This is a genomic window from Sporosarcina sp. P17b (assembly GCF_002743115.1).
Lineage (GTDB): Bacteria > Bacillota > Bacilli > Bacillales_A > Planococcaceae > Sporosarcina > Sporosarcina ureae_C.
In genome coordinates, this window is record NZ_PDYP01000006.1 from 61,219 (window position 1) to 85,044 (window position 23,826).

The 23,826-nt window shown below is 42.8% G+C and carries 22 protein-coding genes and 2 riboswitches; of the genes, 20 read left to right on the forward strand and 2 right to left on the reverse strand.

The window, feature by feature from the left end; genetic code table 11:
- Nucleotides 1-28 precede the first annotated feature (28 nt).
- The 5 genes from CSV76_RS09060 to CSV76_RS09080 all read left to right on the forward strand — a co-directional run bounded on the left by CSV76_RS09060 (nucleotide 29) and on the right by CSV76_RS09080 (nucleotide 4,708).
- Nucleotides 29-607: a sulfurtransferase TusA family protein gene (locus CSV76_RS09060; protein WP_099625362.1), complete on the forward strand. Its 579-nt coding sequence runs from the start codon at nucleotides 29-31 to the stop codon at nucleotides 605-607.
- Nucleotides 604-1,725, forward strand: coding sequence for an MBL fold metallo-hydrolase (locus tag CSV76_RS09065; RefSeq protein ID WP_099625363.1), 1,122 nt, complete (start codon nucleotides 604-606; stop codon nucleotides 1,723-1,725). Before CSV76_RS09060 ends, CSV76_RS09065 begins: the two co-directional genes overlap by 4 nt.
- 57 nt (nucleotides 1,726-1,782) lie before the next feature.
- The gene (locus tag CSV76_RS09070; RefSeq protein WP_085427863.1) at nucleotides 1,783-2,010 is read left to right on the forward strand and encodes a sulfurtransferase TusA family protein; all 228 of its coding nucleotides are present in this window, start codon (nucleotides 1,783-1,785) and stop codon (nucleotides 2,008-2,010) included.
- 57 nt (nucleotides 2,011-2,067) lie between these two features.
- Nucleotides 2,068-2,844: a sulfite exporter TauE/SafE family protein gene (locus tag CSV76_RS09075; protein WP_099625364.1), complete on the forward strand. Its 777-nt coding sequence runs from the start codon at nucleotides 2,068-2,070 to the stop codon at nucleotides 2,842-2,844.
- Between the two features lie 239 nt (nucleotides 2,845-3,083).
- Nucleotides 3,084-3,187, forward strand: a riboswitch (SAM riboswitch).
- Between the two features lie 240 nt (nucleotides 3,188-3,427).
- A complete protein-coding gene (locus tag CSV76_RS09080; protein ID WP_099625365.1) occupies nucleotides 3,428-4,708 on the forward strand; it encodes an O-acetylhomoserine aminocarboxypropyltransferase/cysteine synthase family protein in 1,281 nt (426 codons plus the stop codon).
- A gap of 47 nt (nucleotides 4,709-4,755) precedes the next feature.
- Here CSV76_RS09080 and CSV76_RS09085 read toward each other — a convergent pair whose 3' ends face one another.
- Nucleotides 4,756-6,246, reverse strand: coding sequence for a glycine betaine uptake BCCT transporter (locus tag CSV76_RS09085; protein WP_085427866.1), 1,491 nt, complete (start codon nucleotides 6,244-6,246; stop codon nucleotides 4,756-4,758).
- 364 nt (nucleotides 6,247-6,610) lie between these two features.
- Between CSV76_RS09085 and CSV76_RS17540 the strand changes: the two genes are divergently transcribed.
- The 6 genes from CSV76_RS17540 to CSV76_RS09115 all read left to right on the forward strand — a co-directional run bounded on the left by CSV76_RS17540 (nucleotide 6,611) and on the right by CSV76_RS09115 (nucleotide 15,033).
- Nucleotides 6,611-6,787, forward strand: a complete 177-nt coding sequence (locus tag CSV76_RS17540; RefSeq protein WP_099625366.1) for a hypothetical protein — start codon at nucleotides 6,611-6,613, stop codon at nucleotides 6,785-6,787.
- A 140-nt stretch (nucleotides 6,788-6,927) separates the two neighbouring features.
- A riboswitch (cobalamin riboswitch) is annotated at nucleotides 6,928-7,112 on the forward strand.
- Between the two features lie 144 nt (nucleotides 7,113-7,256).
- Nucleotides 7,257-9,365, forward strand: a complete 2,109-nt coding sequence (locus tag CSV76_RS09095; protein ID WP_099625367.1) for a DUF4430 domain-containing protein — start codon at nucleotides 7,257-7,259, stop codon at nucleotides 9,363-9,365.
- Nucleotides 9,366-9,444: 79 nt separating this feature from the next.
- Complete coding sequence (locus CSV76_RS09100) at nucleotides 9,445-11,751, forward strand: S-layer homology domain-containing protein (RefSeq protein ID WP_099625368.1); 2,307 nt, start codon at nucleotides 9,445-9,447, stop codon at nucleotides 11,749-11,751.
- Nucleotides 11,752-11,864: 113 nt separating this feature from the next.
- Entirely contained in the window at nucleotides 11,865-12,707 is an 843-nt protein-coding gene (locus CSV76_RS09105) for an energy-coupling factor transporter transmembrane component T (RefSeq protein ID WP_255406937.1), read from the forward strand.
- A complete protein-coding gene (locus tag CSV76_RS09110) occupies nucleotides 12,689-14,362 on the forward strand; it encodes an ABC transporter ATP-binding protein (protein WP_099625370.1) in 1,674 nt (557 codons plus the stop codon). The genes CSV76_RS09105 and CSV76_RS09110 overlap by 19 nt, the downstream gene beginning before the upstream one ends.
- On the forward strand, nucleotides 14,335-15,033 hold the full coding sequence (locus CSV76_RS09115) for an ECF transporter S component (protein WP_085427871.1): 699 nt from the start codon (nucleotides 14,335-14,337) through the stop codon (nucleotides 15,031-15,033). The genes CSV76_RS09110 and CSV76_RS09115 overlap by 28 nt, the downstream gene beginning before the upstream one ends.
- Nucleotides 15,034-15,201: 168 nt before the next feature.
- Here CSV76_RS09115 and CSV76_RS09120 read toward each other — a convergent pair whose 3' ends face one another.
- The gene (locus CSV76_RS09120) at nucleotides 15,202-15,396 is read right to left on the reverse strand and encodes a hypothetical protein (RefSeq protein ID WP_085427872.1); all 195 of its coding nucleotides are present in this window, start codon (nucleotides 15,394-15,396) and stop codon (nucleotides 15,202-15,204) included.
- A 295-nt stretch (nucleotides 15,397-15,691) separates the two neighbouring features.
- On the opposite strand from CSV76_RS09120, the gene CSV76_RS09125 reads away from it, so the two are divergent.
- The 9 genes from CSV76_RS09125 (at nucleotide 15,692) to CSV76_RS09170 (ending at nucleotide 23,554) form a co-directional block, all read left to right on the forward strand.
- The gene (locus CSV76_RS09125; protein ID WP_099625371.1) at nucleotides 15,692-16,381 is read left to right on the forward strand and encodes a response regulator transcription factor; all 690 of its coding nucleotides are present in this window, start codon (nucleotides 15,692-15,694) and stop codon (nucleotides 16,379-16,381) included.
- Nucleotides 16,382-16,537: 156 nt separating this feature from the next.
- Entirely contained in the window at nucleotides 16,538-18,733 is a 2,196-nt protein-coding gene (locus CSV76_RS09135; protein ID WP_099625372.1) for a sensor histidine kinase, read from the forward strand.
- 148 nt (nucleotides 18,734-18,881) lie between these two features.
- Complete coding sequence (locus CSV76_RS09140) at nucleotides 18,882-19,244, forward strand: hypothetical protein (RefSeq protein WP_085427877.1); 363 nt, start codon at nucleotides 18,882-18,884, stop codon at nucleotides 19,242-19,244.
- A gap of 55 nt (nucleotides 19,245-19,299) precedes the next feature.
- The gene (locus CSV76_RS09145; protein WP_085427878.1) at nucleotides 19,300-19,761 is read left to right on the forward strand and encodes a DinB family protein; all 462 of its coding nucleotides are present in this window, start codon (nucleotides 19,300-19,302) and stop codon (nucleotides 19,759-19,761) included.
- 401 nt (nucleotides 19,762-20,162) lie between these two features.
- Nucleotides 20,163-20,507, forward strand: coding sequence for a lmo0954 family membrane protein (locus CSV76_RS09150; RefSeq protein WP_085427879.1), 345 nt, complete (start codon nucleotides 20,163-20,165; stop codon nucleotides 20,505-20,507).
- Between the two features lie 15 nt (nucleotides 20,508-20,522).
- Nucleotides 20,523-21,155: a PspA/IM30 family protein gene (locus tag CSV76_RS09155; protein ID WP_085427880.1), complete on the forward strand. Its 633-nt coding sequence runs from the start codon at nucleotides 20,523-20,525 to the stop codon at nucleotides 21,153-21,155.
- Between the two features lie 50 nt (nucleotides 21,156-21,205).
- Nucleotides 21,206-21,907 carry a cell wall-active antibiotics response protein LiaF gene (gene liaF, locus CSV76_RS09160; RefSeq protein WP_099625373.1) on the forward strand — a complete coding sequence of 234 codons (702 nt, stop codon included), beginning with the start codon at nucleotides 21,206-21,208 and terminating at the stop codon, nucleotides 21,905-21,907.
- Nucleotides 21,904-22,947, forward strand: coding sequence for a sensor histidine kinase (locus CSV76_RS09165; RefSeq protein WP_099625374.1), 1,044 nt, complete (start codon nucleotides 21,904-21,906; stop codon nucleotides 22,945-22,947). The genes liaF and CSV76_RS09165 overlap by 4 nt, the downstream gene beginning before the upstream one ends.
- A complete protein-coding gene (locus tag CSV76_RS09170) occupies nucleotides 22,922-23,554 on the forward strand; it encodes a response regulator (protein WP_085427882.1) in 633 nt (210 codons plus the stop codon). The genes CSV76_RS09165 and CSV76_RS09170 overlap by 26 nt, the downstream gene beginning before the upstream one ends.
- The last annotated feature ends 272 nt before the right edge of the window (nucleotides 23,555-23,826 follow it).

Here is a 23,826-nt window from a genome sequence, read left to right on the forward strand (position 1 = left end):
ATACCCCTGGGTGTATAGGAGGAGTACAATGATTCAGTCAGATAACGTGTTAGATGCAAAAGGGCTTGCTTGTCCAATGCCGATTGTGAGGACGAGAAAGATGATGAAAGAGATGGATGACGGTCAAGTGCTCGAAGTCCAGTCGACAGATTCAGGGACCACGGCAGATTTACAGGCATGGGCGGAAAGTGTGGGGCATCAATACGTCGGTAATGTGAAAGAAGCTGATGTATGGCGCCACTTCGTACGAAAAGCGGGTCAGGAAGATCAGTCACAAAAAGAATATCCAGTTACAGTCGACAATAATGAGTTGTTAGATCAACTGCAACACCCTGATGCTGTGTTACTAGACGTTCGCGAAGAAGCAGAATACGCATTTGCTCATATACCTGGTGCCCTATCCATACCTCTTGGCCAATTGGATGAACGAATGTCGTACTTCAGTAAAGACAAGAAGCTCTTCGTTGTATGCCGAACAGGTAACCGCAGTGATATGGCATGTCAAAAACTAGTGGCAAAGGGTTTTGAAAATGTCACGAATGTAATTCCTGGTATGTCAAAATGGGATGGTAAAACAGAAAATACAGTAGGGGGTATAAATAAATGAGAATCATTCAATCAAGTGAAGTAGCAAAGCGCGTTATTGCGAAAGAGTCATTATTCATTTTGGATGTTCGAAATGAAACTGCATTTGAAGATTGGAAAATCGAAGGTGAGCAAGTGCGCTATTTAAACGTACCGTACTTTGATTTATTGGATGGCATCGAAGAAATTGAAGACCAATTGCCAAAAGATGAGGAGATCCTAGTAGTCTGTGCTAAAGAAGGTTCGTCCGTTATGGTGGCAGAAATCCTTGAAGAAGCAGGCTATTCAGTAGGCTATCTTTCAGGAGGAATGAAAGCGTGGAGCGAGTATTTGGAGCCGGTGAAGATTGCCGATTTGAAATCAGGTGGTGAGCTCTATCAATTCGTCCGTCTTGGTAAAGGGTGTCTTTCCTATATGGTCATATCAGGCGGAGAAGCGGCAATCATTGACGCGACGCGGATGACAGATGTGTTTATGGACTTTGCTACGGAACGCGGTGTGAAGATCACAAATGTACTCGATACGCACTTGCATGCGGATCACATTTCAGGTGGTCGTCAGATTGCAAAAGCAACGGGGGCAACGTACTGGCTACCGCCAAAAGATGCAGAAGAAGTCGTATTTGAATATGCTGCATTAGAAGGCGATACGTCGATTCAAATAGGTGATACTAAAATTGATATTCAAGCACTTTATTCACCAGGACACACCATTGGTTCGACTTCATTTATTGTCGATGACAGCTATTTGATGACAGGTGATATTCTGTTCATTGATTCAATTGGACGTCCAGATTTAGCAGGTTTGGCAGAAGATTGGGTAGGTGACTTACGTGAGTCCTTGTATAGTCGTTATAAAGAATTGTCAGAAGAACTAACGGTTTTACCGGCTCACTTCATGATTGTAGATGAGTTGAATGAAGACGGCAGCGTGTCGGAAAAGCTCGGCGTGTTGTATAAGCAAAACCACGGCTTGAACATTGAAGATGAAAAAGAGTTCAGAGAATTAGTCACGGGGAACTTGCCTCCGCAACCGAACGCGTATCAGGAAATACGACAGATGAATATGGGGAAAATCCAACCTGACGAAGAAACGCAACGTGAGATGGAGATTGGCCCGAATCGCTGTGCGGTACGGTAAATAGTTATTTTAAATCAGCTGTAAAACAATAACCCACATTAAAAGGAGAAGATAAATATGAGTTCAACAACATTTTTAGACGCAAAAGGGCTGGCATGTCCAATGCCGATCGTACGTGCAAAGAAAGCAATGAAGGATATGCAAACAGGAGATGTTCTGGAGATTCATACGACAGATAAAGGATCGGTATCCGACCTGACAGCATGGGCGGCTTCTGGTAATCATGAAATAAAAGACCAGCAACAAGAGTCCGATGTCTTTAAATTTTGGATCCAAAAAGGGTAAACTTAGGGTAGAGGGAATGGCTGTCTCCCTCTTTCATCAGGAAGAAGGGAGAACATCATGACCATTCCATTTATTATTACGATCTTCCTCATTGGAATCGTCGGCTCGTTCCTTTCCGGAATGATGGGAATCGGGGGCGCGATTGTCAAATATCCAATGTTGTTATTTATTCCTGCACTACTTGGTTTTACTGCGTTTACACCACATGAAGTAGCTGGTATAACTGCAGTTGAAGTATTCTTTGCGTCACTTTCAGGAGTTTTGGCGTACCGAAAAAGTAATCTGATTTTGAAGCCACTTGTTCTTTATATGGGGATCAGTGTGTTGATCGGCAGTGTGATCGGCGGTGCAGGTTCCAGCATGCTATCAGAAGCGACTGTAAATATCGTCTATGGTATTCTGGCTGTGCTTGCGGCAATTATGATGTTTATTCCGAAAAAGGGGTTGGATGATCAGCCGATTGAAGAAATCACATTTAATCGCATCATAGCTTCCAGTGCGGCATTCATTGTTGGATTAGCAGCGGGAATCGTTGGAGCTGGTGGTGCATTTATCATGGTACCGATTATGCTCGTCATCCTAAAGATCCCAACACGCGTTACAATTGCTACATCATTGGCCATCACATTACTATCATCAGTAGGTTCGGCGTCAGGTAAATTTTTCACTGGGCAAGTGCCGTACGGACCTGCTCTCGTCATGATAATCGCAAGCATTATCGCAGCTCCAATCGGTGTGAAAGTCAGCCGTAGAGTAAACACCAAAGTCCTACAAAGCATCCTTGCCGTTCTCATTATGGCATCGGCCGTGAAGATTTGGTGGGATATATTCTAATAAAATCAACATCGCCAGAACATCGTTCATTGAACATGTCTCTGGCGATTTTTAGTGAAGTGGCAAGTGGAAAAACTTCACATGTCACTAACATTAGATTAACGGTGGTTTCACTGTTCCATTTTTCATGTCAACATGTCAAAACTTATACTAATTTCAAAAGATTCTATTAAATTACCTTGCAATAGACTCGGAATAGCCGTATACTATTTTTCAACGATGGAAAACGAATAGACACACTCTTATCAAGAGCGGCGGAGGGATTAGGCCCTGTGATGCCCGGCAACCGGCGAAAGCAAAGGTGCTACTTCCTACAAACTATAAGTAGTTTGGAAGATAAGGGAGGAATAAGCGAAAGCGCAGCCCTCTTCTTATTAGGAAGAAGGGTTTTTTGTGTACCTAAGTGCCCTCTTGCACTTTTCTTGTGTCTAGTTCCAGAGGGCAGCTGCTCGGGACGTTTCGGTCTAAACGCAAAGGAGAAGAACACTCCTTTGCGTTCAGCCCTCCAACGCCTGTCGCAGCTAAGCGCCCTCTGCCGCTTTTCGAGTGTTCCATCGATACATGATAAAAAAGGGGAATGGTTATGACGAATTTACAGCCAGAAACGATTTTATTACATGGAGGGCAAAAGCCGGATCCGGAGTCGGGTTCACGTGCGTTGCCAATTCATCGTACGACTTCTTATGTATTCAGAGACACGGAACATGCTCAAAACTTATTTGCCTTAAAAGAAGCAGGCAATATCTATACACGTATCACGAACCCGACAGTAGCTGTTTTCGAAGAGCGCGTTGCACAGCTTGAAGGAGGGACTGCGGCGGTTGCGTTGTCTTCCGGAATGGCGGCCATTGCGTTCTCTATTATGAACATTGCCGAAGCTGGCGATGAAATTGTTGCAGCTAGCAATCTGTACGGTGGTACATACAACTTATTTGCTGTGACATTACCGCGTTACGGTATTACTGTAAAGTTTGTTGATGCTTCTGACCCGAAGAATTTTGAAGCAGCCATTACGGATAAAACAAAAGCCTTGTTTGCAGAAACTATCGGTAACCCAAGCTTGCAGGTTCTGGATGTGGAAGCTGTTGCGAATATCGCGCATGAAAATGGGATTCCATTGCTTGTCGATAATACATTCCCATCTCCATATGGCTCGAATCCGATTGAATTCGGTGCGGACGTTGTTATTCATTCAGCAACGAAATGGATTGGTGGGCATGGTACGACAATTGGTGGAGTAGCGGTCGATGCAGGTAAATTTGACTGGACGCAAGGAAGATTCCCTGGGTTCACAGAGCCTGATGAGTCTTACCATGGCTTACGTTACGGTATCGACACTGCAGCGTCTGCTTTCGCAACAAAACTGCGTGTGCAATTGCTAAGAGACTTTGGTCCATGTCTAGCTCCTGACAGTGCATTCAACTTGTTGCAAGGCCTAGAAACACTTCATTTACGCGTACCTCGCCACAATGAAAATGCGCAGAAAGTGGCGGCATTCCTGCAAGGTCATGATGCAGTAGAATGGGTGACATATACGGGTCTTGAAGATCATCCTACAGCGGAACTGGCTACTAAACACTTGAAGAACGGGTACGGCTCCATCATTGTATTTGGAATAAAAGGTGGTCGCGATGCAGGTCGCGAAGTTATCGATAATGTGGAGATTTGGTCTCATGTCGCGAACGTTGGGGATGCAAAGTCGTTGATCATCCATCCAGCTTCGACTACACATCAACAGTTATCGGCAGAGGATTTGAAAAACTCGGGTGTAAGCGAAGAACTAATCCGTCTATCAGTCGGATTGGAATCGGCAGAGGATATTATTGCGGATTTGAAACAAGCAATTGAAAAAGCATCAAATTGATATACAAAAAAGGAACACCTCGCAAATTTGCGTTGGTGTTCCTTTTTTTACTTGCGTTTTATTCGTTTTCGTTCGTCCTTCAATGATTTGAACAGGGAAGTAACCATCATAATCAGTATAATGGAGAATGGCAAAGCGGCAATAATAATGACGTTTTGCAATGCGTCCAATCCACCCACATAAAGTAGGATAATTGCGATGGAAGATTGAATGACACCCCATACAATTTTTAAATTATTAGGTGGAGTCAATGAACCGTACGACGACTGCATGCCGAGTACAAATGTAGCCGAATCCGCTGAAGTAATGAAGAATGATGTAATCAGCAAGATGGCGATGATGGAAATCACAAATGACCAAGGTAGTCCACTGAACATCTCAAAGATTGTCAGTTCAGTTGCGCTTGAAGCCAGGTCGATAATGCCTGCTTTTTGTGTTTCGATCGCTGTAGTACCGAATGCTGCGAACCAAACCATACTCAATACTGTAGGTACAACCAGTACGCCAATCATGAACTCGCGAATCGTTCTGCCTTTTGAAACGCGTGCAATGAACATACCGACAAATGGTGACCAAGCTATCCACCAAGACCAGTAGAAAAGCGTCCAGTCATTGAGCCATGAGCGATTTTCAGGCGTCAGCGGTGCTGTACGGAAACTCATTCGAATCAGATGTTCCAAGTACCCTCCGATAGAATCAGTGAACATGTTGAAGATTAATAATGTTGGGCCGAGCGCGATAATGAAGATTAACAAAGCTAATGCCAATATCATATTGGTATTGGATAAAATCCTTATTCCTTTTCCAAGTCCACTCCATGCGGAAATCATGAATAATACCGTCACTATTGCGATGATGACGAACTGTGACCAGAATCCAATTGGGATATTGAATAAGTAATTGAGTCCGGCGTTAATCTGAACCGCACCGAATCCAAGTGATGTAGCTACACCAAAAACAGTAGCGAATATCGCGAATACGTCAATAACCGTCCCTAGTTTTCCGTCCACACGGTCACCAAAGATTGGACGAAGTGTTGCGGAGATTAAGCCGGGTTGCCCTTTACGGAACTGGAAGTACGCTAATGCTAAAGCCGTCATACCGTAAACGGACCACGCATGGAATCCCCAGTGGAAAAATGTTTCGCGCATTGCTTCTTTATAAGCGGCTTTCGTTTCAGGAGCTGTTGTAGCAGGGTCTACTGCATAATGCGATAGTGGTTCTGCTGCCCCATAGAATACAAGACCGATCCCCATACCTGCTGAAAATAACATAGCAAGCCATGAAAATAATGAAAATTGTGGTCTATCCGTATCTTTCCCCAATCGGATTCTACCGATCGGACTGAATATTAAATATACTGAAACGAAGAACAACATGGAAACAGTCAGTAAATAGTACCAACCAAATGAATTTGAAATAAAGTTCTTTATAGTAGATGTGATTTCTTCGAAGTGCACGGGCGCAATCACGCCGTAACCGACTGCCAATACGACAGCCACTAACGTAATATAGAATGATATCGATACTTTTTTCATATATCCTCCTTGTATTTTATCTTATTTCCCACGTATGAGTTGAATAATTGCGTCGTCTTTGTAAAATTACAGACATACACTTAACACTACCCACATTCGTAGCGTGTAAACGTTAAAATTTTTATATGTCCTTTACGGTCTCATTACTACAATGATTCATAGGAAAAACATTTTTTTCACGCACTGATGTGGAATTCGGCTATAAACTGGATTATTTTTGCGGAACTTCGTGTCGGATGCATTATGACAGTGTACAACACTTAGTGAAGAATTTCCACGTATAGCAGTGTTCAGTGTTCTTGTAACGTAAGAAAGTACGGCCGTGTTATACTAAAGAAACAAAAGATATGAGGAGGAGACTACCATGCAATATTCACAACCTAAAATGCTTCAGCTTGTAAAACATAGTCCCGAGTTGAACAGACGTTTGAAAGAGATCATGAAAGAGCATGAACTTGAAAAAAGCTTTGCTTTGAAAGCACTCTACCACGCAGAAGTGAAAGACGGCGGAGTGTATCAGCGGGATTATCAGGAACTGTAAGCATGCACTCGATTGTATAGCACGCGATGAAATAAATAATATTCACAAAAAAACCGATGAAAGAATTTTTCATCGGTCTTTTATACTATTCTTTTGAAATAACAAAAAGTAGCAAGCAAGCTTGTGATATACTATTGTAAAATTGAATAGAATATTTTGGTTCTTTACATTACTGTAAAGATGAAAAAGGAAACAGGTGAAATTCCTGTACGGTCCGGCCACTGTAAATGGGAAGTATCTTCAGAATACCACTGGTGAAAAACTGGGAAGGTTGAAGATGTGATGATCCATAAGTCAGGAGACTTGCCAAAATAACATGCGTTACGCCTCCCAGGAAGAGGTATGCATATTGTATTGGATGTAATAAGTTAGTAGCTGAAGTCCGTCTATACATAGTGCCCTTGTCTCTTTCTGGAGGCAAGGGCTTTTTTGTGTTCAATTTACCAAACTAGGACGAGGGGGAATTGATTTGTTTAAGCGTTATGTATCCATCATGGCAAGTGTTTTACTAGCAGTAACGATGCTGTTACCTGGAAGTAGTTCAGTTGCTTTAGCTAATACGGAGGTTCAGCAGACTAACACGAGCATGCAAGCTGCTACTTATACGATAGATATAGAAGTAGAAGGCTTAGCGGGTGTGATTTTAAAGGAACCGATTCAAATTACAGAGGGACAAAATGCATTAGATGCGCTGAAGAAAGCATTGGATAGTAAAAGCATAGACTACTCAATCACAGAAAGTGAATGGGGAGCTTATGTATCTTCTATTAATAATGAAGAAGCAGGAAAATTAGGCGGTTGGGATGGTTGGAATTATACAGTAAACGGACAAGCTCCTTCTGTTGGAGCCGCTTCTTATGTGTTAAAGAATACTGACGTTGTAAAGTTCTTCTATGGTCGTTGGGCTGCTATCTCTACGACTACGCAAGTCATAGAACATAGTGAAAGTCCTACAATTACAGTAAATCTAATTGGAGATACCTTTACACCAGCAGCGCTAGAACCGAAAAATTGGACTATAGGACAGTCTAATTTGACAATTTCTAAAGTTACTCAAGATACGGATCAGCAAGTAACAATTCAATTAAACGGCAAAGTGGGACGTGAAAATTTCTCGCTAGTTGCATCGGAAGCAACCGTTGTTGGGAAAGCTGCAGACGCACTGCAAATTACGGTAGTTTCGAGTCAGGCACGCGTACCTGAAGCGATTAAGAAAGTTACAGATTATATACTGAGTAAATCTGTTTCGAGCGAATGGACAGCAGTTGGTTTAGCAAAAGCTGGAGTAGTTGTACCGGAAAGCTATGAAGAAATATTCGAACAAAATGTTCAACAACAAATTGTTGCGAACTTGGAACGACTAAAAATAACAGATGCAGAACGTTTGACGATAGCGGCAGCAGCGATAGGGAGAAACCCCCAAAATATTAATGGTATCGATTTACTCGATAAAATTTATAACAGTATAGATATACGAAACGTGGATACAATGATTCGCCAAGGAACGAATGGTTTGATTTTTGCGTTGGTCGCGCTCGATACGAAAAATTATGAAGTTCCTAAAGATGCAAAATGGAATCGTGAAAAGATAGTTAAGGCCCTATTAAGTTATCAAAGGACAGACGGTGCATGGAGTTTGTCCACAAGCAATACAGGCACTGCGAGTTATGATATGACGGCAATGGCTCTCATTGGATTAGCTCCTTACAATGAGCAACCCGCTGTTAAAAAAGCTGTCGAGAAAGCAGTAACTTTTCTATCTGAAAGTCAAGGTCCTACTGGTGGATATAATGAAACGTTCGTTGGTGGCATTTCTAGTGAAGCCACTTCGCAAGTCATTATTGGATTAACAGCAAATAACATCGATCCACAAGGTGAACAATTTACAAAGAACGGTATTAACTTGATAGATCACTTGTTAAGCTTCCAAACCGATAACGGAGGTTTCAAGCATACTATGACAGGTTCAACAGACGGAATGGCTACAGAGCAAGCGATTCAAGGCCTCGTCGCATTTGATCTATTTACAAAAGGTGAAGGCCGTCTGTACGATTTCTCGGAGCAATCAACAAAACTTGAAGTTTCAAGTCATACTATTCTTCAAGGAATTATGAATAACAGCCTTTTAAATGTACAGAAAAAGAAAAATGAAGCATGGTCTTCCGTTTTTATTGAAAACACGGAAATGATCGAAGGATATTATATTGTACAAGCGGGAGAACAAGGGACGAAAAAAGAAACGTTGATTCCTGAAGGGACGAAAAAAGTATTTATAGTAGATAATGATCGTCCGTATCGTTATTTCGATGCTGAAGTAGTGAAACCTTCTCATGCGTTTACAGTCACGTTCAACAAAGAAATTCAGGACTCAAAATCGAATTTAAATAAAATCTATGTTGAAGACGTTACAGGTAAGCGAGTGCCGGTTTCAGTAAAGGCAAACGGTGTAAAAGTCACTGTTACACCTGAAGAAGACTATATTGAAGGTCAGTTATATTCTTTAGTCGTAATTGATCCAGTCTCTACAGAAGGAATAACAGTAAAACAATCGGCTCGTAAACTATTCATCATTAAGTAAGGAGGTATGCTTTATTTCTATCATCAAAAACTTTACGAAAATAACAGCAGCATTCGCATTGGCGAGTGTTGCAATCCTCATGCCGGTAACTCCTTCGTTTGCAGAACAACCGATGCCAATCTATGAAAATCAATCTACACAGACATTACAGCATTCTATTACAATTTCTGATACGGAAGTTCCGATGCCATTGTCTACTGTCGAAGTACAAGAAGGCGACACGGTTTTAAGTGTATTGAAGCGAAATGTGGAATCTAGAGGCATTCAAATGGAATACAGTGGCGGTGAAGGTGCGACTGCTTATGTAGAAGGAATCGATAATGTATATGAATTCGACCGCGGACAAGGCAGCGGCTGGATGTACAGCGTCAACGGTACCTTCCCAAATCGTGGAGCCGGTGTCATTAAGCTTATCCCTGGCGATAAAGTGGAATGGAAATATACGACGGATTTAGGTAAGGATCTAAACGCGGATCTATTCCCGTTCCGTGAAGACTTGGAGCCTAAGATTTCAGTATCAGGAGTGACTTCCGGAACAACCGTTACGAAGTCTACTCTTTCCTTCCAAGTGAACGCAGCTAGTTATTTCGGCACAGCACTTCAGCCGACTGCTACTGTAAATGGTAAGCAAGCAGTCGTGACGGGAAATATAGTAAACGCAGTATTGCAAAATGGTGAGAATACTATCGTTTTGAAGGCGACGGATGCGAAGAATGATTCGGTTACGAAAACAATGAAGGTTACGTACGCGCCAACTGCGAAGCCTGGACCGAATCCTTCACCAAATCCAAACCCAGTACCTAACCCAAACCCACCAACGGAGCCACCGGTAGTGAAGCCAGAACCGGAAACACCGCCCGCTAAAGATTATGCTCAGCTTGTCACTTCAGCAATCGACAAGGCAAGTGCGCAGATGCTTTCTAGTTCGATCGAAAGTGAATGGCAGGCAATCGGACTCGTGAAAGCAGGTAAGAAAGTTCCGGCTTCTTATAATAAAGCGTTCTATGAAAACCTGAAGGATCAAGTGACGAGCCGATCTGGCAAAGGTCGCATGAAGATTACGGATGTAGAACGTTTAGCGATGGCAGCCGCAGCAATCGGTATTGATCCGATGAACGCAGACGGCAAAGGATTTAATTTAATTGATAAAATCTTAAATAGTGAAAAGCATTTGACAGGCGCAGATAGCCTGACGTATCAAGGGAATAACGGTATTATCTTCGCGTTAATTGCATTGGATACTAGAAATTATCAAGTGCCAAGCCATTCAAAATGGACGCGTGAAAGTCTAGTTGCAGAACTATTGAAACATCAGAAAGACGATGGTTCATGGAGCCTGTCAACGAGTAAAGAAGGATCAACGAGCTATGATATTACGGCAATGGCGTTAATCGGAATTGCACCGTATACCGATCAGCCGAAAGTTCGTCAAGCGATGGACCGGGCAGTGAAGTTCTTGGCGGATGCACAAGGTCCAACAGGTGGTTTTGATGAAGCATTTGTTGGTGGTATTTCCAGTGAAGCGACGTCACAAGTCATTATCGGCTTGACTGCGAATCAAATCGATCCACGTATGCCCATGTTTACAAAGAACGGCATTAACTTGATCGATCACCTATTGAGTTTCCAAACATCCGACGGTGGATTCCAGCATACAGCAGGTGATAGCCGATCGAATAGCATGGCTACAGAGCAAGCTTTGCAAGCATTAGTAGCATTTGATTTATTCACGAAAAATAAAGGTGTATTGTACGACTTCAAAGATGTACCGGTTCTTCCGGCACCAAAGCCAGATCCTGAACCAACACCTAACCCAGATCCGAAACCAGAACCAGAACCCACTCCAACTCCACAGTTTACGGATGTTACAGGGCACTGGGCAAATGAATATATTAATCAGGCGGTTGAGCAAGGAATCGTAAGCGGTTATGAGGATCATACGTTCAAGCCGAATCAATCATTGACGCGTGCTCAAGCGGTATCTATTATTGTGCGGGCGTTGGACTTGAAGACGGATAAGAAAGCACCATTCTTGGATACGCAAAATTATGCGTCAAGCACGCAAGCACAAATTGCGGCTGCCTACCATAATGGTATTGTGAATGGAAAAGACGGTAAATTTATGCCGGCACAAAAAGTAACGCGTGCTCAAATGGCATTGATGTTATTCCGTGCGTATGAAGTGAAGAATGGTGAAGCGTATACGATTAAGCAAGTAGCGCCTTTCCGTGATATTCATTCATACAATATGGAAGCGATACGGGCGATGACGATGCTATATGATTTGAATATGGCTAAGGGAGAAAAAGGCAACTTCATGCCAAATAACTCTACGTCTCGTGCACATGCAGTAAAAATGTTAATCGAGTTTTTGAATACAAAATGATCAGGCAATCTTGCATCCACGTGGTGCAAGATTATCTGTCTTTATCGTAGATTGTGTGGAGAGAGAGGGGAAGGGCTGTGGGCAATGGAATACAGGCAATTCACCCTTTCGTAATGTTTTTCTATTATATTTGCATAGGATTTTTTGCGATGTTTTTTAACCACCCGCTCTTTTTGCTGGGGGGCAGTCTTTCATTGATTGCAGTCAATTTATCACATGACGGCGGTCGAGCTATGAAGCAGTGGGCACCGTTGATGATCGTGATGACGGTAGTTATTATTGTGATCAATCCGTTCATTAATTCAAGAGGGACGCATGTGTGGTTTTATATTTTCAGGAAACAAGTGACGTACGAAGCGACGCTATATGGTGTCGTGACGGCACTGTCGCTGTTGATGATACTGCTAGTCTTCGTTTCGCTAAACAATGTGTTGAATGGCAATAAATTATTATACATATTTGCAAGAATCTTACCACGTACCGCTTTTTTGATTATGATGTCGATTCGTTTCGTACCTTTATTGAAACGACGTTTAACGGAAATACAGGATGTACAACGGTTGAAAGGAATGACTGTGACACAAGGGACATTGCGTGAAAGAGCAAAGAGTGGCATGTCGATGTTGCAAATTCTGTTGTCGTGGTCATTGGAAGAAGCTGTAGAAACAGCAGATTCGATGAAAGCAAGAGGCTATGGTTTAGGTAAACGACGACCTTATATCCCCTATCGCATGACGAAATCTGATACGTACTGGTTGAGCTATTTAGTTATATTCTTTGCTTTATGTGTCACGGGTGGGTTGATGGGCTTTGGAAAAATCATGATTTATCCGGAACTAGGTACATTGCATTTGTCGTTCTCTGATTGGATAGTATTCATTTGCGGAATGGCCATTGCGTTGTTTCCAGTATTTGTAGAGGGGAGAGAACAACTGAAATGGAATTATTCAATTTGAAGCACGTCTCGTTTTCTTTTCCTACTACAGATCAGCAAGTGCTATCGGACGTCACACTTTCCGTTAATGAAGGAGAATTCCTCGTTATTGGCGGTGCTAGTGGCAGTGGCAAGACGACTTTATTGAAACTGTTGAAGAGGGAATTGACGCCTGTCGGGAAGCTCGAAGGTGATATTTTGTATAAAAATAAACCGATCAGCGAGTGGGAAGAGAGGCAGATGGTCGAACAAGTAGGCTATGTGTTCCAAGATCCGGACAATCAAATCATCATGGATGAAGTGATGCAGGAAATTGTCTTTGGGCTAGAAAATTTAGGGTATTCAACATTTGAAATGCGCAAGCGTGTAGCGGAAATGGTGCATTTTTTCGGAGTAGAGGGCTTGCTGAATGCAAAACCTTCCGAGTTGTCTGGTGGCCAGAAACAATTATTGAATCTATTATCCGTACTGCTCATGAAGCCCCGTGTACTCTTACTCGATGAACCGACATCACAACTTGATCCGGTGGCGGCAAAAGAATTGGTGCTGATGCTAGAGCGATTGAATAAAGAAACTGGCATGACGATCGTATTGGTGGAGCATCGTTTGGAAGAATTATATGCAGTGGCAGATCGTGTCGTTCTGATGGAATCAGGAAAGATTCGATATGAAGGGAATAGTCGACAAGTGATCGGTAATCTGTACACAGAGGGAGCGGTGCAGTTCTTTCCATATGTACCTGCTTTTGCACGGCTTTATATGGAATTTGAAGAAAATCCCGTTGTCTCTGCAATACCGCTTACGGTGAAAGAATGTAAACAATGGATTGGCCGGGAAGAGCGGCAGATCGTGCCTATGGAGTTGCAATCTACCCTATCTAAGAAGCAAATAATACTTGAAATGGATGATGTGTTTTTCCAATATCAAAAGAAAGCGCCTTTTATCTTGAAGAGTTTTACGTTGCGCATCCAAAAAGGCCAGTTCTTTGCGATGGTCGGAGGAAATGGTAGCGGGAAGACGACTGCATTACGTGCAGGTCTTGGCAGTATTAAACCACAGCGAGGCAAGGTGCGTTTACTTGGGCAAGACATGAAGAAGATGAAGGATTCTGAGTGGCTTGGGAAAATTGCCTACTTACCGCAAAATCCGCGAACGTATTTTGTTCAGCAAACGATTGAAGAAGAGATGCAAACGATTGGAGAGCGCTTAAAGCTATCCGATACGAAAGAACGTATGAATCGTCTGCTTGAGTCGTTTGGGATTTCCCATTTACGTGCGCGTCATCCGTATGATTGTTCAGGTGGCGAAGTTCAGAAAGCGGCCCTTGCTTGTATTTTGATGGGTGAGCCTGAAATGTTGTTCATTGATGAGCCGACTAAGGGGATGGATCCAGTGTCTAAACGACATCTGGGCGAGTTATTATATGGGTTGCAGCAAGACGGACTGACTATTTTCATGGTGACACATGATATCGGCTTTGCAGCGAGTTATGCAGGGCGATGTGCGATGATGTTCGACGGTGAAATAGCAGCAGACGGTACACCAGATGAATTATTCAAAGGCAATTATTTCTACACGACGGCGATTAATCGAGCGACAAGGGAAACTAGGCGGCCGGAAGTGTTGACGTATGAGGAGGCTGCTGCCACATGGGGCGTTCGCGAAAGTATTTATTGATAGTATCGGTCATATTATTGGCGTTACTCGTGATTTCAATTGTTTTCTTCCATTATAAAGCCTATCTTCTATTGAGTATGATTATGATTGCGGCGATTATGATACCTTTCTTTGCTCGTTTTGAGTGGCGGGATGTAGGGGGAAGAGAAGTCGTTTTACTAGCCATGATGGCAGCTATTGCAGCAGTCGGGCGCGTGCCATTTGCAGGACTTCCGAGTATCCAACCGACTTCATTTATTATCATTATGGCAGGATTGGTTTTTGGGGCGGAGTCGGGCTTTATCGTTGGAGCAGTGGCGGCGATTGTTTCGAATTTCTTCCTAGGACAAGGTCCATGGACGCCTTGGCAGATGTACGGATGGGGCATGATGGGGATGACAGCCGGATTATTGCGTAACACGTCATGGATGAAAACATTATGGGGGAAATGTACATTTGGTTTCATCTGGGGCTATATTTTCGGTTGGATCATGAATATGTGGGTGATTGTTGGAAATATCGAAGCGCTGACGTGGAGTTATGTCGTTGGAATCTTCGTTTCGAGTATCTACTTTGACTTGGCGCATGCTGTATCGAATGTATTTTTCATTGTAGTGTTTAGTGCCAGTTGGATGAAGATCTTGCGACGAATTCAGGGGAAGTATGGATTGTTGCAGGAACAGCCTGGATAGGAAAGGCCGTGACAAAACTTAATGAAATAGAAAAACCGCGTGAATCCAATTTACCAGCACATTGGGTTCACGCGGTTTTTATTTTGTGCTTATTGTTACTTGGAATAGATTTTCTGCTTAGGTCTCAGCACTTTCAAAATGACGATTTACTAGTGCTACATTCTAAATTTAAGGATGATTAATCGGGTGATCCTCTTCAGTCAATGGATTCTTTTTTGCATTGGCATTTTTCTTCTTGGCCGCGTCGTTTTGTCCGACTACATCAAAATCATCGGGACTCAGGTCATAACCGAAACCATATTCCTCACGCATGTTGTTAGTATTGTTCTTGCTGTTCTTGTTGTTCTTGTTCTTGTTTGGCATGTTTGTCACCTCCGTTATAGAAGTGTGGCTCGTTTTTGAAGGATTATGCATGGGCTATGAGCGGTTAACGACGCGCAATGAGCGGTTACTGGTCGTCTATGATCAGTTAAACGGATCTATGAGCGTTAGCGCACTGGCTATGATCACTTGCAGGTTTCTAAGAGCGGATGCGGCAAAGCAATGAGCGCAAAGAATTTCATTCGAAAACTTCTTAAGAATTTCTTCATATTTATCCTCGTTCTTTGTTAAGAGTTGGGTGATAGAATGAAGTTATTAGTGAGACGGGGTGACGGACGTGGCGGAATTTACAGTGTTGGTCGCGGATGATGATAAGGAAATTCGTGATGGAATTGAGATTTATTTGAAAAATGAAGGATATCATGTGTTGAAGGCGGAAGATGGACTAGAGGCATTGGCGTTACTACAAAATAATGAAATTCATTTGTTGATATTGGATATTATGATGCCGAATATGGATGGGATAACGGCGACGTTCAAAATACGGGAAATGCAAAATATTCCGATCATCATGCTAAGTGCGAAAGCGGAAGACTCGGATAAGATTCACGGACTTTCGGTTGGCGCTGACGATTATGTCACGAAGCCGTTTCATCCATTGGAACTCATGGCACGCGTGAAATCGCAACTTCGCCGATATGTACGGCTTGGGACGTATGAAGGACAGAAAGTGATTGAAGTCAATGGTCTCGTCTTAAATGAAGAGGCGAAGGAGTTGACGGTGGATGGGACACCGGTTCGGCTGACTCCTATTGAGTTCAAGATTACGGAACTTCTTATGAAACATCCAGGACGTGTGTTTTCGATCAATGAAATATATGAACGCGTATGGAATGAACAAGCGTATAACGCGGAAAATATAGTGGCGGTGCATATTCGGAAAATCCGAGAGAAGATTGAAGTAGATCCGAAAAATCCGCGTTACGTGAAGGTGGTGTGGGGTGTTGGCTATAAAATCGAGAAATAAAAGTGGAATAGTTTGGTCACTGTTTGCGATTGCACTCGCATTCTGCACTCTTATATACTGTGCTTCATTTACGATTGATTTATTCATCAACGGTTTGGACCGAATAAGTTTAGCTACCGATTACTTTGTACGAATTATAAGGGGAGGAAACGCGTGATGAATAAAAATATAAAGCTACTCATTTGGTCAGCGCTTGTGACGCTTGTGTTAATCGCATTGCCGTCTATCATTCATTATGGACCGCAATTGATTGGGAAATCATTTACCGATCAAGATGACTTTAAATATCGAATGGAGCAAGTGTACACGAATCTGTCTGAGTCTACTCTGAATCCCGTAGACTTGAAAAAGATGGAGAAGGAACTATATGTCTCAGATGGTGACATCAGTGAGTATCGCGAGCGATATGGTACGCTACCTGAACAGCTGGACAATATCCAGCAACAGTATGCAGATAAGATCACAGAAGCAAAAAAAGATCAAAACGAAACATTGCTGTTAGCGCTCGTCAAAGAGCGGAATATCAAACTAGACGATATTAAGAAGAACTTTGAAAGCGATAGTTATGTAAAAGATAAAATTCGTGCGGAAAAAGCTCAAAAGCTAGAGCGCGCAATAAATGAAACGCAAAGTTATCAAGAAACGAATATTCCAATCGCCTATGACCTAGTCAACACAGAAACAGGCGAACGGTTTACTAGAGGTGATGTCGAAGTGACGTCGCTGTTCACGGAACAATTCAACGATGCACGAGGTTATTTTAAAGCAGATTCAGCTCAGTTTGATAATGGATATGAATACCCAATGGAGGAAGGAATATCATTTTCCGACGAGGAGATTGCGACGATCAGCAATCCTCCGCAATATTTTGAAGGGACTATTATTATTCCATCAGATGCAGCTGTGTTAGGTTCGCTTGCGGAAGAAAACGATAACTTTATACGTGGGAAGTATATGATCTATGCGCTGTGGGTTATAGGAGCATTAGCGCTGGTGGCGTTGTTCACAGTTATGAAGTTCCGCAAAGAATGGGTGCTTGAGTCGCGATTCGCAACGATGTATAGTCGTTGGAAAATAGATGTGAAAGTAATCCTGTTGTTGCTGACGGGAAGTATAGTGGCTCTTTATATACAATCGGCTATTTACAATGCAATGTATCAATTAACCAGTTTACGACTAGGTGTCATAGGGAACGTGATCGTTAGTTTTGTGCTATTGGGTATTCTATTTACTGCGTTACTGGCATTCCAAGCGACTCATCTAGTTGAACAATATCGGAAGTCCGGAGCACTAGAAAGAGCGTTTCGAGAAAGCTATAGTATGCAATTCATCCGTGATGTACGGGACGTATTCAGCAACCGGTCGATCGGTATCCAGCTGTCCTTACTACTCGTTATATTTTTCCTAGCCGGAATAGGGTTCGTAGGTGGGTTCATGGATCCGGCGCTCATTGTCATTTACATTTTTTGTGTACTGTTTGTTGCCATACCTGCCTTATTTATTTTTGTAAGAAGGGCAGCCTATTTGAATCGGATATTGGCTGCGACAAATGATATGGCGGCGGGTCACCTGACGCAGGCGATTCCGGTCAAGGGCAAGTCGCAACTTGCGAAACACGCAGCTAATTTGAATAATTTACGTGAAGGTGTGCGAGTCTCAATTAATGAGCAAGCAAAAAGTGAACGCTTGAAAACGGAATTGATCACGAATGTTAGTCATGATTTACGAACACCGCTTACTTCTATTATTACGTATACGGATTTATTGAAAGACGAAACGTTGTCGTCAGAAGACCGTGCGAAGTATGTCGGCATTCTAGATCAGAAATCACAGCGCTTGAAAACGCTTATTGAAGATTTATTTGAAGTCTCGAAAATGGCAAGTGGTAATTTGGAAATGGTCAAGCAACGTGTGGACTTGAATCAGTTGATGCAACAGGCATTGGCGGAACATGCGGAAGAGTTTGTTAAGCAAGATTTGCACATTCGAACTATTTTACCTGACGAACCGGTCTTTGCGATGGTAGACGGTCAAAAATGGTGGAGAGTGCTCGACAATCTGCTTGTCAATGTGTGGAAATATTCATTGCCAGGAACGAGAGTGTACGTCAATCTACAGCAAGTTGGATCAAACGCACGCATTATCTTAAAAAACGTCGCTAGACATGAGCTGGGAGATAATACAGATGAGTTATTCGAGCGCTTTAAACGGGGCGATGAATCTAGACAAACGGAAGGTTCTGGTCTAGGATTGGCAATTGCGCAATCTATTGTCGAGCTACATGGAGGACGAATGGAAGTGGAAGTCGACGGAGATTTGTTCAAAGTAACGATTGATATCATCGGTAGTTAAATGGACACAGAACAGGATGGGAGGAAATTCCTGTTTTGTTCTGTTTTTAAAATTTTAAAAGGATTACGTTTTGTTTGTGGCGAATAAGGGTAAGTATAGGGAGTGCAGTCTATCTATTATTGACCGCATGAAAGGGAGGAATGGTTATATGACAATCGTTGATGGAAAGTATCCAAACAAAAGAGATCTAACTCCAAAAGTTAAAGAGATGGATGAACAAACAGATGCAGTTGAAGGCGTAGTAGTACCTGATGAATTGCCACTTGCGGATCCAGCAGATTCTGATTCAAGCGAATCGTTCAGGGAAAACGCTCAAGATGACTCAGGAGAACATAAACCATCCGCTTACAGTCAAAATAAATCACCGAGCCAAAACTATCATGATCTGACACCGGGTGAGAAATTCCCTTATGGAGATCAGGAAGAATATAATCGTGAATACAACACCGAAGCGCATGACCAGTGGAATCAGCATAAAAATATCAAAAAGCAAGAAGAAAATCAATCGTAAAGTCAGCCTGCCTAAGTGCAAGGCTGTTTTTAGATTAGAAGAAGAGGTGGAATGAATGGGTGCATTGCAACAGTTTTCAATGGCAAGAGGGTTTACATTAGGCCTCATTAAACGAGCGGATGAACATGCGTGGGACGCTCAACCAGAGGGCTTTTCTAATACCGTTCAATGGAATGTAGGACATATTTATTCATTGACTGAGGATCTTCTTAACCGTTCAATGAATGACTATCCAGTCGATAAGTTGGAATGGGCAGAGTTTTTTGCGCCAGGAACGAGTCCATCTACTTGGCCAAGCAGTCCTCCAGCAAAAGAGGAGTTAATCGTTGCGATGAAAGGTCAAGGCAAGCGGATTTCGCAACTGAGCGAACTACAGCTAACGCATCGATTGAACACACCCATTTCTATCGGCAAGTTCATTACGTTGGAAACCGTCGATGAAGTTCTGCAGTTTCTAACATGGCATGAAGGTATGCATGCCGGTTTGATTGATGGCCTACTTAAGGCAAATAAATAAAATTAAATATAGCTGTTCAGGAGATCGTAATGGATTTCTTGAACAGCTTTTTTGTGTTGAGTTAGGGATTTATTCAAATAGTAGGTAAGAAGCAAGTCCATTGTCCCCACTACGGCGCTGGTGGTAGGCTCATGGCTGAAGGCAATCCCCCACGTGCCTGCGCGAATCCAGAAAGCAGACACTCTCTGACTTCATAGCCCCACAATCAGTCGAGCAACGCCCCAAAAGTAAGTAGTAAAGCCCAGCAACCACATCGTCAAAGTCTTTCCACCAAACCGTTCCTAGTTTCGATACCTACTCACACTCAGCCCTAAGTCTGAGTTAGAAATCCGCTATGGGACCGTCGGAGAAAGCGGCAATTCATTATAAACTAAGGTTACAAATGAAGGGAGGACATCAACATGAAGAAAATTGGTTTATTCTTGCTCGGCATTATCGCAGGCCTGGCAGCCGTATTGAATCTTGGATCCATCGTCGTGCTAGCTGTCACAGGGGCAATCGCGCTCGTTAGCTACCACTACTGGAGAAAGAGTCACTCGATGTTCGCGAAAGTATTTTGGATGACAGTCCTGGTTATTAGCGTCATCAGCTCAATTTCAAACGTCGGTGCATTCATCGGTATCATCGCAGTAATTGGAATCTACTACGTATACCGCAAGTGGAACGACCGTAACGTAAACCCGAACGTCATTTCGGATGATCCATTCACAAACTTTGAACGCCAGTGGAACGAACTTACAAAATAAAAGGAGAGATGCAGTATGAACGCATTTTGGCATAGAGTAAAATATACCGTACAAGAAGATCTCAATAAGTGGATGGACAAGCCACAAAGGAAAGAAAACCCGCTAGAAATGCTCAATCAATATTTTCTGGATGCGCAAAAGCAGACTGCGGAAATTGGTAAGTTGTTGGAACGTCAAGGGAAACTGAAAGAGGAATTGGAAAATGAACGTCAGGATGCAGAGTTAATGGCGATGAAGCGTCGTCATCAATTAGAACTTGCTGAGGAGACAGGAGAAGCTGAATTAATTACGTTTGCGCAAGAAGAAGTGGAAGCGTATGAAGGACGGGTAGCGCGTTTATCGGCAAGCATTCAAGATGCTACACAAGAATTGCTTTCATTGGAACGGAAATTCGAAGAGATGAAGCACCGTGTGAAGGACATGCGTGTTCGTCAACTGCAATTGATGGGCAAAGAGAACGTTACGCGTGCGAAGGAAAAGATGGATCGTTTTGTTAAGCCGGATCAATCATTTTCCACACTCGATGACTTGCATTCATACATCGAAAACCTGGGTAGTGGCAGAAGAACGACGCAATCCCACTCATCGATGGAACAACGATTAGATTCATTAGAGAAATCTAACGCAAAAACTCAAGATATTGTGTAAACTGTAAGAGGAAGCATCACGCTTCCTCTATCGAGAAGGGAGAGAATGGAATGGCTAAAAGGGATTCAACTAAAGTTTCGGTCTACTTGCTTGCTCTATTGGCGATTGCTTTCGTCGAATCGATGCTGTTTTCAAATGGCAATTTCATCTTCCTCCTTCTCGGTTGGGGATTTCTTGATTATGGATATCGGAAACGCGGAAAGTGGACAGCGATAACAGGGATTGTTTTCATCGTCATTGCGCTCCTGACATTGTGGAGTGTGCGACTGCTGATTTTAGTAATTGTCTTGTATATTATTATGAAATTATGGAGAGGCACGCCTGCTAGCGAAGTGTTCGGTAATCTACAGAAACCGAGAGAGAGACGGTCGCAAGGTTTGTGGAGAAATCGATTGTTTTCCATACAGTCAACACCGCTTTCGACGTACGAGTGGGAAGACGTGCATATGCAAGGTTTTTTCGGCGATGTACATGTCGATGTAACGGATACGGTCTTGCCAAGAGGAGCTTCGTTCATTTCGATTCGGCAAATCTTCGGGAAGGTTCTGATTGAATTGCCCTATGATATTCCGGTTCGAATTCATTATGCAACATTATACGGCGAAGCAGAACTTCTAGGAAATGCACCGCAGCAGCTATTCAATGAAAGCGTGCAAGCGTATGATGGATATGAAACGAAGCGTCCGAATGATCCTGAGTTGATTATTTCGGTATTCACTTGGATTGGTGATGTGGAGGTGCGTAGAAAATGAAGGCAATCATTGGTCGCACCATTCTATTGACGTTAACATTCAGCGCAATCGTCGCGGTCTTTTTCTATTTTTTCATTGATGTCACACTCGTAGAATATCAGTATTTGTTGTTCAATATGGAAGCTGCGGATATGCCCCTCATAGCTTGGTTATTTTCGACGATTTTCATTATTAGCTTGGTAATTGCGGGTTGGATTGGCCAGAATGGTAGAACAAAAGAGAATATTATCATCGGGAAATTACAGGATCTTTACGCAAAGCAGGAATTTACGAAGTCGAATAAAGTGAAGAGGAAGACTAACCGCTCGATTGAACAACTATACGAGGTACTAGAAGCGCAGCGAAATAGTTTGCGCCGTATTACGGATGAACGAGTAGAGACGCAAGACAAACTCATTCAGGAACGTATAATACAAGAGCGCCAGCGATTAGCAAGGGAATTGCATGACTCAGTGTCCCAGCAATTGTTCGCGGCTTCGATGCTATTGTCGGCACTTGCGGAACAGGCAGAAGAAGGTCCGATTCACAAGCCGTTACTGCAAGTGGAGAAAATGGTTCAGCAAGCACAACTGGAAATGCGTGCGTTGCTTCTTCATTTACGTCCGGCTGCTCTGCATAATCAGACGCTTGCGAAAGGTCTGGAAGAATTATTAAGTGAATTACAGCAAAAAGTGACGTTTGATATTACACATCGTTTAGAGGATATCGAGTTGTCTAAAGGTGCAGAAGATCATTTATTCCGGATTGCTCAGGAAACGTTATCGAATACGCTTCGTCACGCAAAAGCGACAGAAGTGGAGATTTTATTAATCGAACGAGATGGGCTGGCGATTTTACGCGTGCAGGATAATGGCGTCGGATTTAAGCAAGATGACGGCAAAGGCGGTTCGTACGGTTTGCAGAACGTAAAAGAGCGTGCGATTGAGATTGGCGGTAGTTGTAAGATTGTCTCGGTACCATCTCAAGGGACGATTGTGGAAGTGAAGTTACCGATTTTGAAAGGGGAGCTGGCGGATGATTCGAGTGCTGTTGGTGGATGATCATGAAATGGTGCGCATTGGCGTATCGACGTATTTGCAAATGCAACCGGATATCGAAGTGATTGCGGAAGCAGAGAATGGCCAGATCGGAGTAGTGAAAGCGCTGGATTTGCGACCGGATATTATTTTAATGGACATGGTTATGCCAGTCATGAACGGTGCTGAAGCGACGGCTGCGATTATCGAGAAATGGCCAGAAGCGAAAGTGATTATTGTCACCAGTTTCCTTGATGATGATAAATTATATCCTGCACTTGAAGCGGGAGCTGTCAGTTATATTTTGAAGACGTCTAATGCGAAACGTGTGGCAGATGCTATTCGAGATACAGTGCAAGGACAAACGGTGCTTGAGCCTGAAGTGACATCGAAAATGATGACGAAGATGCGCGGTGGTCAAACACATGCCTTGCATGAAGATTTAACCGACCGCGAGCTGGAAGTGTTGTTATTATTAGCTAAGGGCAAATCCAATCAGGAAATAGCGGATGAACTGTTCATCGCGTTAAAAACTGTGAAGACCCATGTCAGTAATCTATTATCCAAATTGGAAGTTCAAGACCGCACACAGGCGGTTATTTATGCGTTTCAAAATAAATTAACGAATTGATAGTCTACAAGTAGAAGTCGCCACATATGAGTAGATAGACGGTGAAGTTGTGGATAAGCATTGATTTCGGCAGGAATAAACTGAAATTACGAACTTCTCCACAAACTATCCACGCGCAATGTGTATAAGTATTCAGTTATATGCAAAATAAAAAAGTATGCACATGTGGATAGAAATATTTTTCGGAAACTTATCCACTGTTTGTGTCGTCATGGTAGACTGTATAACAGAAAATAGAATAGCAGAAGGACAGCCTTCGCGGAAAGAGAGTC